Here is a 15738-nt window from a genome sequence, read left to right as displayed (position 1 = left end):
AGTCGTCAGCTATGTTTCTGTAGGGGCAATTCATGAATTGCCCCTACAATGTATAATATGATAAAAATCTGATTATGGCACTAAAATCTAAAATTATCGGTCAATTGTTCATTGTTAATTGTCCATTATTGAAGTTGGGTTACTCTCCAAAAATTTGCTTTGGATCTAAACCTGTTAACTGTGTGACTTGTTCTATAGGCATTCCATTATTTAACAAATTAACTGCCACTTGTCTTAATTTATTTTCAGCTTGTTCAGCCCGTTGTTTTTCTTGTTCAGCCCTTTGTTTTTCTTGTTCAGCAAGTTCTATAGAAGTAGGAAATAACTCACCTGCCAAATTTGCCCAACGTAACCAAGTGGCATTTACACCGCGATAATTACCCTGCCAACGGACTAAAGTTAAACCTAAAACTGTACTTACTAACTGATTTTTTTCATTAAAAGCGATAGTTTCATACACACCACTATTGATGTGAAAACCTGCAAAATCATCTGGGTTAAAAGGATCAAACCAAAAATATTCAGAAACACGCATTTGATTTTGATAAATCAGTTTTTTCTCATTTTTATCATTTTTGGCTGTGCTTTCTGAAAGTAATTCAATTACTACATCTGGTGATTTTCCTTCTTCCCAAACTACCCAAGAAAGACGCTCTTTTTTGGGAACTCCTAAGACGGTAAAGAAGTCGGGACCACGAAAATCCTGATTTTTTAACTGCGCTAAACTGTAGTAGACAAACATATTGCCCCCTACATATCCATCAGTCCTTTGATCTAGCCAAGGCTGAATGGTATCAATTAAAATATCCAATTGTAATTTATGTCTTTGTGTCTCCATCGGAATACCGTCATCATAAGGAAGTTCTGCCTGGGTGGGTGGCATTTCCACAGTGGTTTCAGTCGCAAGAGTTTCTAACATATAGCAATCTGATATGATTACTCAGATCATTCACGTTTCCTGCTGTTTGTTGTTTTTATTCAACAAAAACTACTGATCAAAAATAGGAAGTTTATCTTTGCTGTTTGTGGAAACGTGAGGAACAATCTTTGTATTCATATTAGCATTCTCTTGAAAGAAAGTTTGTGTGTAAATAATGATGTACTTTGCTTTCATTTTTGGCTGGCTGATAAATGCTTAAATCTTTAGTTCTGCTAACCCTAAATAACGGATACCTTCAGGAGAAATATCAAACCGACAAGGGAGAACTTCTAAACCTTGTTTAATTGCTTCCCGTAACAATTCACCATATACAGGATCTGTGCTATCTCCTGGGGCAAATTGTGTACAATCTCCCCGATTGATAAAATACAACATTACTGCCCGACTTTGGGGTAAAACTTCCATTAATTCCCGCAAATGTTTTTGTCCTCTGGTAGTTTCTGTATCGGGAAACAGGGCTAAAGTTCCCTGAGACCAAGTTGTATTTTTTACTTCTACATAAATGGGGCGTTGTCCTTCTTTTCCGGTCAGGTAAAAATCTACCCGGCTTTTTTTATCTTTTCCATAAACCACTTCACCTTTAACTTGTGTATATTCACTTAATTCTGGGAAAAGATGTTTCTCTAAAGCCTGTTTCACAACTCGATTAGGTAAAGCAGTATTGACACCGACCCAAGTTGGTGCTAAATCATCTACTTGAATCAATTCCAGTGTATAAGCTAATTTGCGGTTAGGATTATCACTTTTAGATAACTGTACAGGACTACCTACTTTGGAAACTCCTGTCATGGGTCCTGTATTGGGACAGTGTGCTGTTACAACCTCCCCTCCCTCCAGTTGAATATCAGCAAAAAAACGCTTGTAGCGTTTGAGTAAAATACCAGTGTATAATTTAGGGTATTGATACAGCCAGTTATTCATTCTGCTAGGTAAATTATAAATTTGAATTAATAGTAAATATACGATAAAAGAGGTTAGCAGGAGGAATGAGAGCTTTGAAAATATTGGGAAAATATTGGGAAAATATTGGGAAAATATTTTTGTTCCCAGATGAGTAACTATATAATGGAACAGGGAATAGGGAATAGGGAATAGGGGGAAAGTGAGTAGCTAGAGTTCTTGTTAAATATTCCAACTTAATAAATTTTGTAGTCACATTTACAACAGTTCCTAAATAGTTGCTTATAATAGATATTACATACCTCTCATGTAAAAAATGGGAGAAATTTAAAAATCCAGTTCGCATTCAGCTATTAGCGGTCAGCAGTCAGCTAAAACTACCTGGGAAATGGAGTTTTTGCTGGCTGAATAATTATAAAATGCAAGGAGAAAAATCCTATGCAACAAGTATCTTCTGTAACGGGGTTAGAATATGCTTTTCTGTTTACTCTGAGAAAGGTAAATTCTATTAATACTGAAGGTTTCCAGCCATTTTTTCAGAACTTACCTGTTGATCCTTATATTAAGGGCAAATATCGCTCTAGAAGGTTATCAAGAGTAATGGTTGCTGAGAATAAGTTGATTAAACTTTCTCATGGATATTTGTGCCAAAGTCGAGAGTATAATCCTTTATTGGGTGATATCAAAAGAGAGTTCGCAGAATTAGAAGATGGACTGATAGAACTGGAAATTTTTAAGAATTTGGTTTTAGCATTTATTGATTCTTGCAAACTCCATCCAGAAGCAGAAATTGGTATTCATCAAATCAGAACTACTTGTTCACCAGGACATTTAGGAAATCCCGCCCCTGAAGGTATTCATCAAGATGGAACTGATTTTATTGGCATCTTTTCTGTTGGTAGGGACAATATTAAAGGTGGAGAAACACATTTATATACTGCTAAAAAAGAGAAACCAGTTTTTCACAAAATCCTCCAACCCGGAGAACTGCTTTTAGTTAATGATCATGAGTTTTTCCACTTTACTAGCTCGATTAAATCTGAAAATCCAGCACCGGGAACTAGGGATGTTTTCGTGTTGACTTCTCCCAGTTTAATTCAACCTTAAAAAACGTAATACTCAGATCCCCGATTTCTTAAATAAGTCGGGAATCTATCCACTTTATATTTTATTTTTAGTTATGTTGATATAATTATTTTATTATATTGTATTACAACCCACATTTTCCGTAGGGGTTTAACATTGCTCAACCCCGACAACACTAAAACAACAAAAATTTGTGATATAATATTGTTTTAAATAAATTTGATTAGAGTTCATCGAAAAAACTAAATTATGACTTCTGAATTTTACAATCGCGGATTAGAAAAAGCGAAACAAAAAGACTATGCTGGAGCTATTGAAGATTTTAACCAAGCTATACAGCTAGATCCTTACTTTAGTAAAGCTTACATAGAAAGGGGTTTAGCTTATTACAACTCAGGTGCAACTTTACAAGCAGTTTTTGATTATAATGAAGCTATTAAGCTGGATGGAGAAAATGCCAAAGCTTATTATTTTCGGGCGTTAGCAAAATTAACTTTAAAAAATCTTCCTGGTGCTTTAGAAGATGTAGAAAAAGCGATTCAGTTTAAATTTAATGATGCTGGTGCTTATGATTTACGGGGGATAGTGCAGCGCAAACAAGGAAATATTCCAGAGGCGATCGCTAATTTTAAAAAAGCAGCAGAATTATATTTAGCACAAAAAGATAAAGAAAATGCACGTCTTTGTTTAGAGAAGATTAAACAGCTACAACCCAAAGCAGAACCAAAACCAAATCAAGAAATCAATAAACCAGCAGCAATTATATCTACTCAAGATTATTTCACACAATTATTAGAAAAGGCAGAACAGGGAGATACAAAATCGGCAATTTCTGATTTAAATTGGATATTAAAAGCTGACGTTCAAGATGCCCAAGCTTATTGCTGTCGTGGGGTGGTACTTTGCAAAATGGGTAATTATCGAGAGGCGATCGCAGATTTTAATCAAGCAATAAATTTAAATTTTCAAGATGCTATTGTTTATCGTAATCGGGGAAAAGCTCGTTCTCAAATAGGAGATCATCAAGGAGCTTTGGCTGATATCAATCAAGCCTTGAAAATGCAAACACAAGACAATTTAGTATATATTGCGAGAGGCAATGTCTATCAATCAATGGGCAATTATTTAGCAGCAATTCAAGATTACTCTCAAGCAATACAAATGAATCCTGAGCATCCCTTAGCTTACTATAATCGTGGTATTGCCTACACTTGTTTAGAAGAAATGCCCAATGCTGTGGAAGATTATCAAAAAGCAGCTAGTATCTATTGTGAACAAGAAGATTGGGAGAATTATCAACAAGTTTTAAATAGTCTGCAAAAAATTCAATCATCTATCCCAGCAACGAACAAAGCCACCTATAATTTATTACGTCAAAGACTGTTACGCATGGTTGGGGGACATTGGGAAATAGCAGAAAGATTAATTGAGCAAAAGCAAGATTTTTATCCGGGTATGTCGGAGGAGTGGTATTTACAAACAGTGATTGATGATTTGGAAAGAGATAGACGATAACAATTGATAATTGACAATTGACAATTGACAATTGACAATTACATCTTTTTCTCATTAAAAGGAAAGGGTTTAAACTTGGCATCAAACAATTATCAATTATCAATTATCAATTATCAATTACATCTTTTTCTCATTAAAAGGAAAGGGTTTAAACTTGGCATCAAACAATTATCAATTATCAATTATCAATTATCAATTACATCTTTTTCTCATTAAAAGGAAAGGGTTTAAACTTGGCATCAAACAATTATCAATTATCAATTATCAATTACCCAGTCCCTACATTATTGTGAAAAAAGCCAAATCTTAATTTTCTTATCCTCTCCACTGCTAACTAAAGTTTTGCCATCAGCACTAAAAACCAAAGATGTGACGGTGTTAGTATGTCCAGTGATAGAGGAAATTTCCTCACCTGTAGCCACATCCCATAATTTAATATTAGGTTTAATAGTTGGATGACATTCTATACAATCTCGATTACCACTAACAAGAGTTTTACCATCTGGACTAAAAGCTAAAGATGTGACATTATGATCTTGTTTAGTTATAGTGCGAATTTCCGTTTTTGTATTGAGATTCCACAGTTTAATTTGGCGATCACGACTAGCACTAGCGAGAATTTTACCATCTGGACTAAAAGCTAAAGATGTCACAGTTTGGGAATTAGGAGTTAATGAATGAATTGATTTTTCTTGGGGTTTTTCTTGGGTGATATTCCACAGTTTAATAGTTTTATCAAAACTCCCACTTGCTAAAGTAAAACCATCAGGACTAATAGCCAGAGAACGTACCCAATAAGTATGATCTTTTAGAGTAATAATTAGGTTGCCTGTTGCTAAATTCCAAACTTTAATTGTTTTGTCATCACTAGCACTTACCAAAGTTTTCCCATCCTTACTAATATCCAAAGCATGAACTGAATCAGTATGACTAATTAAGGTATGAATTAACTTACCTGTTGCTAAATTCCAAACTTTAATTGTTTTGTCATCACTACCACTGACCAACTTTTTACCATCAGAACTAATAACCACAACATTGATTTTTTGGGTATGTCCTTGCAGTGAATAAATCTCTTGACCTGTGGTAATATTCCATAGTTTAATCATGCGATTACCAGCACTAGCAATAGTTTGACCATTTGGAGTAATAGCTACCGATGAAATTGATTCATTTGGTTCTGTGATAGTTTTCAATAAAGAAATTTTTTCTAAAGACTCCTGTGGTGGTTGTTGAACAATAGTATCACTCTTAGTTTGACTTTTCCTATTTTGCAGGGGACTCCAGCGAGAAAAAAGAGTTGTTTGTAGTTGGTGAAAGTGTCTATAACCAAATTCTCCCAAACCTAAAAATACTATTGTTCCTACTATTAAAATTGAATTTCTCAGCAAAATATATTTTTGAGGATAAACATTAGCTTTCTTGGCTGGTGCGGATAATAAAGAATTACTAGCTGGTGCTAGTAGATGTGTGTACTGTTTACTTAAATCTCTAATCACTTCATCAGCAGATTGATAGCGATTCCGAATATCTATTTGTAGTAACTTATCAATAATTATGGCTAACTCATAACTGAGAGGAGAATGCAAATAAGATTGCCAATTATTTAACCAACTATATCCATGTTCCATCCATAACTGAAAAGGAGAAATTCCCGTTAAAAGATGAAAGCAGGTAGCACCCAAACTAAATAAATCACTAGCAGGGTAAGCTTTACCATCTCTGATTTGTTCAATAGCGGAATAACCATGTGAACCTATGGAAGTTCCATGTTTTTTCTGTACTTTGGCTGTTAATTGTTTAGAAGAACCAAAATCAATGAGAGTTAATCTTCCGTCACTTTTGCGGCGGATAATATTTTCCGGTTTGATATCTCGGTGAATAACGCCTCGACTGTGAATAAATTTGAGAATTGGCAACAAATCTAACAAAATAGATTGAATATCCCAATCTTTGTAGTTTTTCCGTATTTGCAACTCCTGTAATAAATTTTGTCCATCAATAAACTGTTGTACCAAATACAGACAGTTATCTTGTTCAAAATAAGCTAAAAGAGTGGGAATTTGTGGATGTTCTCCCAGTTCTCGCAGTCGTTTTGCTTCTTCACAAAACAACTCCATTGCTTTTTTTTGTGACCAAGTTCCTTGAAATTTTGGTGCTAACTGTTTAACGACACAACAATCATTTAATTTATCTGTATCTTCTGATAAATAGGTTCTGCCAAAACCCCCTTCATCGGAAAGCACCCGAATCACACGGAAACGATTTCTTAAAAGTGGTACTAAGGGAGTATGGCAAGTTTGACAAAACTCTTTTCCATCTGGATTTTGAGGATTTTTGCAATCAGGATTTAAGCAGCATATCATGATCAAATAAGAGTGACTGCATAATAAAGAATTAAAAATTAAAAATTAAAAATTAAAAACTGTTGCTGACGGTTATTTATACAACACCATTAATCGTCTTATCATCATACAGCAGCCCAAATTAAAAATCAGGTCAAATTGCCATGAAGTATTTGATGAATATGTTAATGATTTCGTGAATAATTTATCAAGCAATCATCTGGATTATAATCTCTCAATATTTTATTTTTTGAATCTCATTTAATACTCATTTCTGTTATTCAAAATACTAAATTTATGTCATCAATCTTGTATTAACTGACAAATGATAACTGATAGATGTTGATATTGAGTTGATATTAATATGTTTTAAATGCGTTAAACCACTTATTTAGAACTGTATTGATAGTTTGTTTAATTTGATGCTTACGATTCCATTTTTGGAAAGCAGCTTCATAGTCTTCACCTTGGCTTTGAAAGGTATTCCAAATATCAAGTACAATTGTGAGTCCAGAGAATAGTAAAATGTATAGTGACCAAGAAATACCAGCACCACCGACCAAATCTACAAGTATGAAAAAACTATTAACAATTGCATAATTACCCAGACGTTTTTTGAATTTACCTTGGCGGTAAAGATCAAAAGCTTTGCGTTGTTGTACTTCGCTTTGTTGGGCTATCCAATCACATTCTGCTTGTTTAACTGCTTCTGGTGAAATTTGTAACTCGGCAGCAATTTCGATAATTTGCTGATATGAAAATTCTTGATCACGATCATCAGTTTGACGAGCGATCGCCAATTGTAGAATTTGCTGCACCTGTTCTTGACTGTAGGAACGGGGGTTGTTAGATTCAAATACCGTCATAATTTTTGCTCTGATAATAATTTTCATAATTTGCACTACTTCTACAGTAGCAAATCTAGATGGTGATTGGTGATTGGTGATAGGGTTATTAACTTCCCCTACCTCCCTACCTCCGCATCTTCCCACCCAGCGACACCAGAAGTAGTCATTTGAGGGCAAGTTTAGGGCTAAAAGCTGCAAAGATGTAGATTTACCCAGGAATTTAAGGTAATATTAAAAGGTAATATTAAATATTATTGCCAAGTTACCCGATGCCATGTTTGATATATTGCCCTTTAGATTTGAATTAGATAAAATTGCGATCGCTGGAGCTTGTTTATGGTCTTTAGCTTTATATTTAGCTTTAGCATCCACCAGAGAATGGGTGATAGAACTATTAAATCGCTGGTTTAATTTTGCCGAAAGATTCCTTTACACCAGTGAAACAGAATTTGAAAAAACCCGCAAAGCTAGAGAATCACAAAACGCCTTTTACGCTTCAGTTTTCAGCATTGTACCTTTTATCATATTTGGTGCATTATCTAATTGGGGTTTAGAAATTAGTTTAGGTGGTAGTTGGGGAATTAGCACAGGTATACTTGCCTGTATGGGTGCGGGTATTTATGAACTAGGGCGTAGAGACGGGGAAGCAGGTGACGGTTGACTGGGGACCCTTGACAGGTGACAGAAAATAAGATTCTTTAGGGAACTACAATTACAGGTGTTCCTACTTTCACTATTTCATATAGTTTTAGCACATCCTCATTATACAAACGAACACAACCGTGAGAAACTGCTTTTCCTATTGAATCTCTCTGATAAGTACCGTGAAATCCAATTTCGTCTTTTCCATCACTCCAAAACCCAATCCAACGTTCTCCTAGAGGATTCAGCGAACCTGGAGAAATAATCTGTTTATTTTCAACAAAAGGGTTTTCCCAAGCTGGATTTTCAATCATATTCAGCACTTTAAATTTGCCTACAGGTGTTTCCCACTCGGGTTTACCAATTGCCACCGGGTAACTCGCTTGTAGAATATCTCCACGATATACGTAAAGTCTTCGTTCTTTCAGAACGAGCAGTAAATGAATATTTTCTTCCGTAGTATCAGGAATACTGAGCGGAACAGGAGACACTGACCTAATTAGTAACTGCTTTCTACGCACAGATTTTCTGGAAAGGTCTGGTTGCGCCTGGGGATAATTTATACTTAGAGTAGAATTTGGCTGAGTATTATTGATATTGTTGCTTTCCTGCTGATTAACTTCTGTTTGAGCATTAGCAATTGATTGCAGCCCAAAAAATAGTAATATCACAGTCAAAGTGAACTTGAAAATAATACGATTATCAGCACTATTATTCATCATTATTCTTTATTAAAGAAAATATACAACCAAGCTTTTTTAGTGGTTTAAATAACTTTAATTTATAGAAATGAATCAGAATTCAGTTATTGTCTGAACTCTGAATTTTCAGTAGCTAAATTACTAAATAGGGTTTGCGGAGAAAGTCTTGTGGTGGAGGCAGGAAATAGGGAATAGGCAATAGTTTCAGATATCTGTCATCCCCAAATTTTTTGATTATTCAGCAAGCCCTAAATATCACGAACTAAGTAATTTTTACCCTCTTCCTCTAACTGGTTTTGCTGAAGGTTTTGGTTGTGGTGAAGAAGTTGCTTCTGGAGTAGGTTTTGGTTGTGGTGAAGAAGTTGCTTCTGGAGTAGGTTCTGGATCAGGTGAAGAAGTTGCTTCTGGAGTAGGTTCTGGATCAGGTGAAGATGTGGTTTCTGGAGTAGGTTCTGGATCAGGTGAAGATGTGGTTTCTGGAGTAGGTTCTGGATCAGGTAAAGATGTGGTTTCTGGAGTAGGTTCTGGATCAGGTGAAGAAGTTGCTTCTGGAGTAGGTTCTGGATCAGGTGAAGAAGTTGCTTCTGGAGTAGGAGTAGGTTGTATTTGTCCCAAAGTTATTTTTGGGAGAATAGCAACACTAAAATAGACAGTGAAAAAAATTAAGGAAGCTAGAGTAAAAATAAATTTCCGTTGCTTGGCAGATTTTTGATTCATTTTTCTGGTAAAGGTTGATTTATGACAAATAATAACTAAGTTTCAGCATTAATTATGAATAGATAAATACCATCTTTGTATTTACTAGCGATTGCAGGATATATTACTGTCTAACAAATCTCCATTTTGCCAAACTCCACTCTTGAAAGATCCATCAGGGAACTGAAATATTCCTTTACCATCACATTTGCTATCTCGGAAATGGCCTCTATATTCACTACCATCTTTCCACTTAATTTTTCCTAAACCATTAAATTTATCATTTACAAATTGACCAATGTAATATTCATAATAACTGATATTAACAGGATATACAAACCTTCCACAACCATAACGCTTACCATTTTTGAACTCACCATCATATCTACTACCGTTAGTGAATATCATTGTTCCCTTGCCAACAAATAGATTATTTTTATCCAAAGAACCGTAATATTTAGTACCATCTTTAAAAGTAGCATTTGGGGTAGTTGATAAACTGGGAACAGATACTTGAGAACTGCAAGGTAGTTGAACAAAATTTTCGGTGGACACAGTATTTGCCGCTTTTTTTTGAATAGAATCAGCTACAAGTGTTATAGTAAGAGTTATACATATTCCTACTGTAATGCCTACTCCAGCTAAAATTTTTCTATTATTAGATAGCCATGTCCATTTGTGTAACGTTCCTGATCTGATTGGAGACAAAGCAAGCAATACCTCTAAAACTTCTGCTGCTGTTTGGTATCGCTTGCTAAAGTTGTAAGCCACCATTTTGGTTAAAATATCAGCTAGTCTATTGCTTACATTAGCCTCATTTCGCCAAATGATTTCTCCACTGTTAGGATCTTCTGGAAAATTCCGAGGCAACTTACCAGTTAAAGCTTGAATACCAATAACTCCGACTGCATAAATATCACTACATAATTTTGGCTTAGAATTAGCCTGTTCATTTGGCATATAACCGTTAGAACCAATAATTATAGTGGAAGTCACTTGTCCTTGAGCATCAGTAGTCAAACCTTTAATTTCTTTGACTGACCCAAAATCAATTAGCATAATCTTTCCGTCTTTACGGCGACGCATCAAGTTTTGGGGCTTAATATCACGGTGAATAATATTCTGTTGATGAACAACTTTTAAAACTTGTAGAATTTCCTGCAATAGTTTAATAACTTGACTTTCACTCCAAGGACTACCAGGAATTATTTCTGTGGATAAATCATAGCCATCTATAAATTCTTGCACTAGATAAAATTCGCCATTTTCCTCAAAGTACGCCAATAATTTAGGTATTTGGTTGCTAAGTTTTCCTAAACGGTATAAGGTTGCTGCTTCGTTCTCAAATAGCCGTCTAGCAACTATTAAAACTTCTGGGTGGGTATTTTTTGGTTTCAGGTGTTTTACCACACATTTGGGATGAGTAGGTAAATCTAAATCTTCACATAGATAGGTGTCACCAAACGCGCCGCTTCCCAAACTGTTTAAGATTCTATAGCGTTGACGAAGAACTTGATTTATAAGTTGATCAGCATCCATTTTATCCTACAATTATGATTTCTCGTCAGCATTTACTAAATCTAGAGTTTTTCCAGCAGTGCATTTGAAAACTCTGTTTGTTACTTCTTTACTGTCATCGACTTGAACCTCGTAAAATTCAACTATTTTCTTGTTATCTTTATTTTTATCGTTATTTGGTCTGTCAATATAATTAAAATCACTATCAGAAACTAACCTTTTTCTAAGGTTTGTTATTTGAGGTTTCCATATAACTGTAGTACCATTATATTTAGTTTTAGCATATAAATATATGTTTTTAGATGTTTTTTCAGCATCAAGAGGTATAGGTTTTAATTCTCGGTTAACAATAAACCAGCCTTGAGTTTTTGATATGTTATCTAGACCAGTAAAGCTAAAGGCAACTTTTACAGGATTAGGACAATTCTCATTTTTTAGATTCAATCTTCGGTAAGGGTAATCACCTTTTTCTTGTCTAACTTCTTCAATCGGTTTATCTGTCTGTTTTATAACTTGTTCCTGATGTACTTTTAAGTATTCAGTATCCTGCGTTTCTTTATCAGTTTTCACTGTATACTGTTGTTTTTTTTTATTAAGTTCTATCTCTTTGTATTTAGTAGCATTTTCTACTTTAATTTCTCCACTTTTTTTATCTATTATATTATCAGATAAATTAATAAATGCACTGACAATTGTTGCTATTCCTCCTATAATTGCTACAATGATTGTAGGTTCTTTCCAAGAAAATCGGGTTTCATTTAAATGGGAATTAAGCTTAGTGGTATGACTTGTATTAGAACTGGAGCTAAGTTCGTTCAAATTTAAATTTTGAGGGGCTGGAATTGAATTAGTGTTTGCAGGTAATATTCCTGAATAATCTGTTGATGGTAGTTGGTAAATTTGAATATCAATAATTTGTAAACGTTGCTTTCCTAAAAAAATTATACTATTAATTAGCAATTCAAACTCTTTACCAGAATCAATATTCTGTCCATTAAGATTAGAAATATTTTGAGGATTTAAACTTTTGATAAAAAACTTTTGTTGTTCTTCCTTAAAGGAAATCATAATATGTTGAGCAGATACACTATTATTATTTATTACTAGATCACATACCTGAGAGTCGCGTCCAATAATTATATCTCCATTATGGTTATTATTTATTACTTGTCCTTTGGAAATTTGCTGATTCTTTAATTTGCCAGATTCTTCCCATTGGAAGGTAATTGCCCATTGTATAATAATTGGGTTCATAATTTTGAATGTGCTGGTAAATTATACTAATTAATCCAATTCCTCTTATGAGGATTTTATTAACAAAAATAATAAGATGTGCCTAATAAATGATTTGTATTGTGTGTTACTATCATTAATATTTTTGGCTTAATTAACAACAAGTTAAATAATCAAAAATATTTAATCAATAACAAAAAATATCTGACGTTTCAAACATTTCTAAGTAGGTGGGAAAAACCCACCCTAGATAACGTAAATCAAAACATAAATTAAGCCGTCCGAAAACGGGCTAATTCTTTACCTGTTTTAGCATCATGGGCGTGAACTGTACACACCAAACATGAATCAAAAGAACGCGCCACATGGCCAACTTCCACAGGATCAGTAGGATCTGCAATAGGTGTACCTATTAACGCTTCTTCCACAGGTCCGCGTTTACCAGCACCGTCACGGGGTCCAATATTCCAAGTTCCGGGGGCGATAACTTGGTATTGTTTAATTTTCCCATCTTCAATGTCTACCCAGTGACATAAAGCGCCTCTTGCTGCTTCCGTTGCACCCCATCCTTTACCGTCTTTTTCTTGGGGTTTAATATACCAGGGTTCGTTTAATTTGAACTCCTTTAAACAACGTTCCGCTTGACGATATAATTTGACTAATTCATGAACCCTGGCTAGTTGTCTGAGGTGAACATTAGCACCGCCCATTTTTTTGAAGACATCTAGAATAAATGGGTCATAATGTTGCCAAGACTCTCCATGTTTTCCACCTGCAACTAACTGACGTGCTAGGGGTCCTGCTTCTAAACGTCCTAAGTCTTGGTGTAAAACTGCACTAGACCAAGAATATGCACCATTAAAATCTTTTTGGTTGTTGATAGTTGGTGCTGTGGTGCGATCGCTCGGATGCCAATCTTGAGTACCTTCATTATACCAAGAATGGGTTAAATTTTCTCGCACAAAACCCTGTTCCATCAATCTATGGGTATCTTTACAACCATCGTAAACACCGCTTTTCATAATTACCGCAGCGTTACGTCCTTCAATGGTAGGTTTATTATATCTATCCTCATGGGGTAAATATCCCCAACTGACATATTTACCCACACCTACACCATAGCGATCTAACCCGATATCTAAACCCATGCGCCAATATAAACCTAAATCAGATTCTCGGTGTTTGATATCTTCATTTAACCACTTTTGAAAATCCTCATAAGATTGAATTTCTTCATATCTTTCTAAAGAACAACCTAACCAAATCGGTTCTAACCAATTAGTGCGGAAATATTCTAAAATCCCCCAAGCACGGGTAATATCGGTTAGAGTTGGGGCGCACATCACACCACCAGGAACCATATAACTGCTGTGCGGCCATTGTCCACCTAATAAAGCGTAGATTTCTACAGGTTTGGCAGAAATTGTCACACCTATTTCATAGGATTTTCCTGTGAAAGCAGCAAAGCGCCGACAAGCTTCATCATAAAAATGACTGCGGCGATAATTTTTATTGGTTAAATCAATGGCAAACAATCCATAAAAATATCGAGGAATACTTTGGATTGTTTCCACAATTTGACCTAAATTTCTCGCCAAAATTGCATTTCTGGGAACTTCTGTTCCCCAGGCTGTATCCAAAGCCCAGGAAGCAGAACTTAAATGAGAACCGCCACAAATTCCGCAAATTCTAGGGGTGACAATTAAACCAGCTTGGGGGTCTTTTCCGCGTAAAATTATTTCAAAACCGCGAAAAAGTTCGGCATGAGTCCAGGCATTTGTAACATATCCGTCTTCGATTTCTACACGGACATCTAAATCACCTTCGACTCTACCAACGGGTGCAATATCTAATGTTTGAATTGGCATAATTTTTTTGGGTAATTGGTAATTGGTAATTGGTGATTGGTGATTCAATTTTGGATTTTGGATTTTGGATTTTGGATTTTGTTAACTCCAATCTAAAATCTAAAATCTAAAATCTAAAATTTTTCTCCCTAGTCACCAATCCCTAAATTAAGAAAAAGTCTTCATCAGCCCATTTTGGTGCTGCGTCTTTAGCAACCACGGTGAGGACTGCGTAATCTTTTTGGTTGACTCCGGGGGGTATTTCTTTAGGAACTCCCATAATGGTTTGAGTTTTAAATACTGTTCCCGGTTTGAGGTCATGGAAGGGAAATTCTGGTTCTGTACAACCAATACAGGGCATTCCGGCGCGGGTTTTCGATGATACCCTGTTCCAAAGGATGCGGTTACAGGAAGAATGGGTCATGGGTCCACGACAACCTAAGTCATAAAAGAGACAGCCTTTACGTTGTCCAAATTCGGCGGTTGTGGCTTTGTAAGCAAAGTGAATGTTGCGAGTACAACCGGTTTGGGTAAAGGTGTTAAAGAAGGTTTGGGGACGGTGTAGGTCATCTAGAGTAATATCGCTGATGCGTCCGGTAGCTATAGCGACTAATATCTGGGTTATCCAGTCAGGATGGGCGGGACATCCGGGTATATTTATTACAGGTAAACCGGCTTTGCTGACAAAATCTTTACCTAAAAAACCGCCTTTGTTGCGTTTGAGAAATTGTAAACCCTCAGATTCGCTGGGGTTGGGTGACATTGCAGGTATACCCCCCCAGGTAGCACAGTCACCAATAGCCACGACAAAATTAGCAGCTTTAGCTAAGTCGTTTAACCATTCTTTCATGGGGCGATCGGCGAAGCGGTTCCATTCTCCTGTACCGTTGGGGGCGTTAACTACGCTACCTTCAAATACCAAAATATCCAGGGGCGTTTTACCTAAGACACATTCCCAAAGCAGGGTTTGTAAGTTTGCACCGAGTTCTAAACCCAGGGAAGGATGCCAAAGAATTTTGATACCGAAGTCTGCGATTAAATCACAAGCTGTTGGTTCTTCGGCGTTGAGAAATGACATGGTGTTACCGGAACAAGCACCACCTTGCAGCCAGAGTACATTTGTCATTGGCTATGATTTTTCTGTTGTAGATGTGGAGAGATACACGGGATTATTTCACGGGATTATTGCGTCCGTGTTGATGGGGAGATACGCAGGAATTTTAGCAACATTATCAATTTTTGAATTTCTACTACTGAGGATTTTTGTAGAGTATCGCTGATTGATTATTATTGTTATTTTAACATGAAATTTCTGTCTGAATCAGAATTGACAGGATTTGTTGATTTACTGGATTTTGATTGATTGATGATACAGAAAGTCAAAATTAATCATCAGTATATGAGCAAAATGTATCAAGATAAGCAAATTTAGTAAATAAATATAAAAGTTAAGATGAGTGTGATAAT

General features: G+C 35.6%; 13 protein-coding genes. 3 read left to right on the top strand and 10 right to left on the bottom strand.

Annotated features, from left to right (window positions below):
* Nucleotides 1–139: 139 nt before the first annotated feature.
* The gene (locus tag K2F26_RS01820; RefSeq protein WP_220610136.1) at nt 140–919 is read right to left on the bottom strand and encodes a Uma2 family endonuclease; all 780 of its coding nucleotides are present in this window, start codon (nt 917–919) and stop codon (nt 140–142) included.
* A gap of 216 nt (nt 920–1135) precedes the next feature.
* Nucleotides 1136–1861, bottom strand: coding sequence for a DNA/RNA nuclease SfsA (gene sfsA / locus K2F26_RS01815; RefSeq protein WP_220610135.1), 726 nt, complete (start codon nt 1859–1861; stop codon nt 1136–1138).
* A gap of 417 nt (nt 1862–2278) precedes the next feature.
* On the opposite strand from sfsA, the gene K2F26_RS01810 reads away from it, so the two are divergent.
* Together K2F26_RS01810 and K2F26_RS01805 are read left to right on the top strand one after the other, a co-directional pair.
* Complete coding sequence (locus K2F26_RS01810) at nt 2279–2947, top strand: 2OG-Fe dioxygenase family protein (protein WP_220610134.1); 669 nt, start codon at nt 2279–2281, stop codon at nt 2945–2947.
* 228 nt (nt 2948–3175) lie between these two features.
* Nucleotides 3176–4441 (top strand): tetratricopeptide repeat protein, encoded by a 1266-nt coding sequence (locus K2F26_RS01805; protein WP_220610133.1) that lies wholly within the window; start codon nt 3176–3178, stop codon nt 4439–4441.
* Nucleotides 4442–4725: 284 nt separating this feature from the next.
* Here K2F26_RS01805 and K2F26_RS01800 read toward each other — a convergent pair whose 3' ends face one another.
* Both K2F26_RS01800 and K2F26_RS01795 read right to left on the bottom strand, forming a co-directional pair.
* Entirely contained in the window at nt 4726–6807 is a 2082-nt protein-coding gene (locus K2F26_RS01800; RefSeq protein WP_220610132.1) for a serine/threonine-protein kinase, read from the bottom strand.
* Nucleotides 6808–7145: 338 nt separating this feature from the next.
* A complete protein-coding gene (locus tag K2F26_RS01795) occupies nt 7146–7652 on the bottom strand; it encodes a 2TM domain-containing protein (protein WP_194059081.1) in 507 nt (168 codons plus the stop codon).
* A 256-nt stretch (nt 7653–7908) separates the two neighbouring features.
* On the opposite strand from K2F26_RS01795, the gene K2F26_RS01790 reads away from it, so the two are divergent.
* Entirely contained in the window at nt 7909–8295 is a 387-nt protein-coding gene (locus tag K2F26_RS01790) for a hypothetical protein (protein WP_220610131.1), read from the top strand.
* Between the two features lie 37 nt (nt 8296–8332).
* On the opposite strand, the gene K2F26_RS01785 is transcribed toward K2F26_RS01790, so the two are convergent.
* The 6 genes from K2F26_RS01785 to K2F26_RS01760 all read right to left on the bottom strand — a co-directional run bounded on the left by K2F26_RS01785 (nt 8333) and on the right by K2F26_RS01760 (nt 15397).
* Nucleotides 8333–8998, bottom strand: coding sequence for a L,D-transpeptidase (locus tag K2F26_RS01785; protein WP_246605499.1), 666 nt, complete (start codon nt 8996–8998; stop codon nt 8333–8335).
* A 252-nt stretch (nt 8999–9250) separates the two neighbouring features.
* The gene (locus tag K2F26_RS01780; RefSeq protein WP_220610130.1) at nt 9251–9694 is read right to left on the bottom strand and encodes a hypothetical protein; all 444 of its coding nucleotides are present in this window, start codon (nt 9692–9694) and stop codon (nt 9251–9253) included.
* A gap of 84 nt (nt 9695–9778) precedes the next feature.
* Nucleotides 9779–11212, bottom strand: coding sequence for a protein kinase domain-containing protein (locus tag K2F26_RS25285; protein WP_220610129.1), 1434 nt, complete (start codon nt 11210–11212; stop codon nt 9779–9781).
* Nucleotides 11213–11224: 12 nt separating this feature from the next.
* Complete coding sequence (locus K2F26_RS01770; protein WP_220610128.1) at nt 11225–12445, bottom strand: FHA domain-containing protein; 1221 nt, start codon at nt 12443–12445, stop codon at nt 11225–11227.
* Nucleotides 12446–12696: 251 nt separating this feature from the next.
* Nucleotides 12697–14292 carry a nickel-dependent hydrogenase large subunit gene (locus K2F26_RS01765; RefSeq protein WP_220610127.1) on the bottom strand — a complete coding sequence of 532 codons (1596 nt, stop codon included), beginning with the start codon at nt 14290–14292 and terminating at the stop codon, nt 12697–12699.
* 142 nt (nt 14293–14434) lie between these two features.
* Nucleotides 14435–15397 (bottom strand): hydrogenase small subunit, encoded by a 963-nt coding sequence (locus K2F26_RS01760; RefSeq protein WP_220610126.1) that lies wholly within the window; start codon nt 15395–15397, stop codon nt 14435–14437.
* Nucleotides 15398–15738 lie beyond the last annotated feature (341 nt).

Origin of the sequence: Sphaerospermopsis torques-reginae ITEP-024 (genome assembly GCF_019598945.1) — a bacterium.
Classification (GTDB): domain Bacteria; phylum Cyanobacteriota; class Cyanobacteriia; order Cyanobacteriales; family Nostocaceae; genus Sphaerospermopsis.
Note: the sequence above shows the minus strand (reverse complement) of the source record. Positions and strands in the feature narration are given on the sequence as shown.

Excerpts from the sequence above, each read along its gene's own strand:
- K2F26_RS01800 (WP_220610132.1), bottom strand. The coding sequence starts at position 6,807 with ATGATATGCTGCTTAAATCCTGATTGCAAAAATCCTCAAAATCCAGAT.
- K2F26_RS01765 (WP_220610127.1), bottom strand. The coding sequence starts at position 14,292 with ATGCCAATTCAAACATTAGATATTGCACCCGTTGGTAGAGTCGAAGGT.
- K2F26_RS01820 (WP_220610136.1), bottom strand. The coding sequence starts at position 919 with ATGTTAGAAACTCTTGCGACTGAAACCACTGTGGAAATGCCACCCACC.
- K2F26_RS01760 (WP_220610126.1), bottom strand. The coding sequence starts at position 15,397 with ATGACAAATGTACTCTGGCTGCAAGGTGGTGCTTGTTCCGGTAACACC.
- K2F26_RS01770 (WP_220610128.1), bottom strand. The coding sequence starts at position 12,445 with ATGAACCCAATTATTATACAATGGGCAATTACCTTCCAATGGGAAGAA.
- sfsA (WP_220610135.1), bottom strand. The coding sequence starts at position 1,861 with ATGAATAACTGGCTGTATCAATACCCTAAATTATACACTGGTATTTTA.
- K2F26_RS01805 (WP_220610133.1), top strand. The coding sequence starts at position 3,176 with ATGACTTCTGAATTTTACAATCGCGGATTAGAAAAAGCGAAACAAAAA.
- K2F26_RS01790 (WP_220610131.1), top strand. The coding sequence starts at position 7,909 with ATGTTTGATATATTGCCCTTTAGATTTGAATTAGATAAAATTGCGATC.
- K2F26_RS01810 (WP_220610134.1), top strand. The coding sequence starts at position 2,279 with ATGCAACAAGTATCTTCTGTAACGGGGTTAGAATATGCTTTTCTGTTT.
- K2F26_RS01780 (WP_220610130.1), bottom strand. The coding sequence starts at position 9,694 with ATGAATCAAAAATCTGCCAAGCAACGGAAATTTATTTTTACTCTAGCT.
- K2F26_RS25285 (WP_220610129.1), bottom strand. The coding sequence starts at position 11,212 with ATGGATGCTGATCAACTTATAAATCAAGTTCTTCGTCAACGCTATAGA.
- K2F26_RS01795 (WP_194059081.1), bottom strand. The coding sequence starts at position 7,652 with ATGACGGTATTTGAATCTAACAACCCCCGTTCCTACAGTCAAGAACAG.
- K2F26_RS01785 (WP_246605499.1), bottom strand. The coding sequence starts at position 8,998 with ATGATGAATAATAGTGCTGATAATCGTATTATTTTCAAGTTCACTTTG.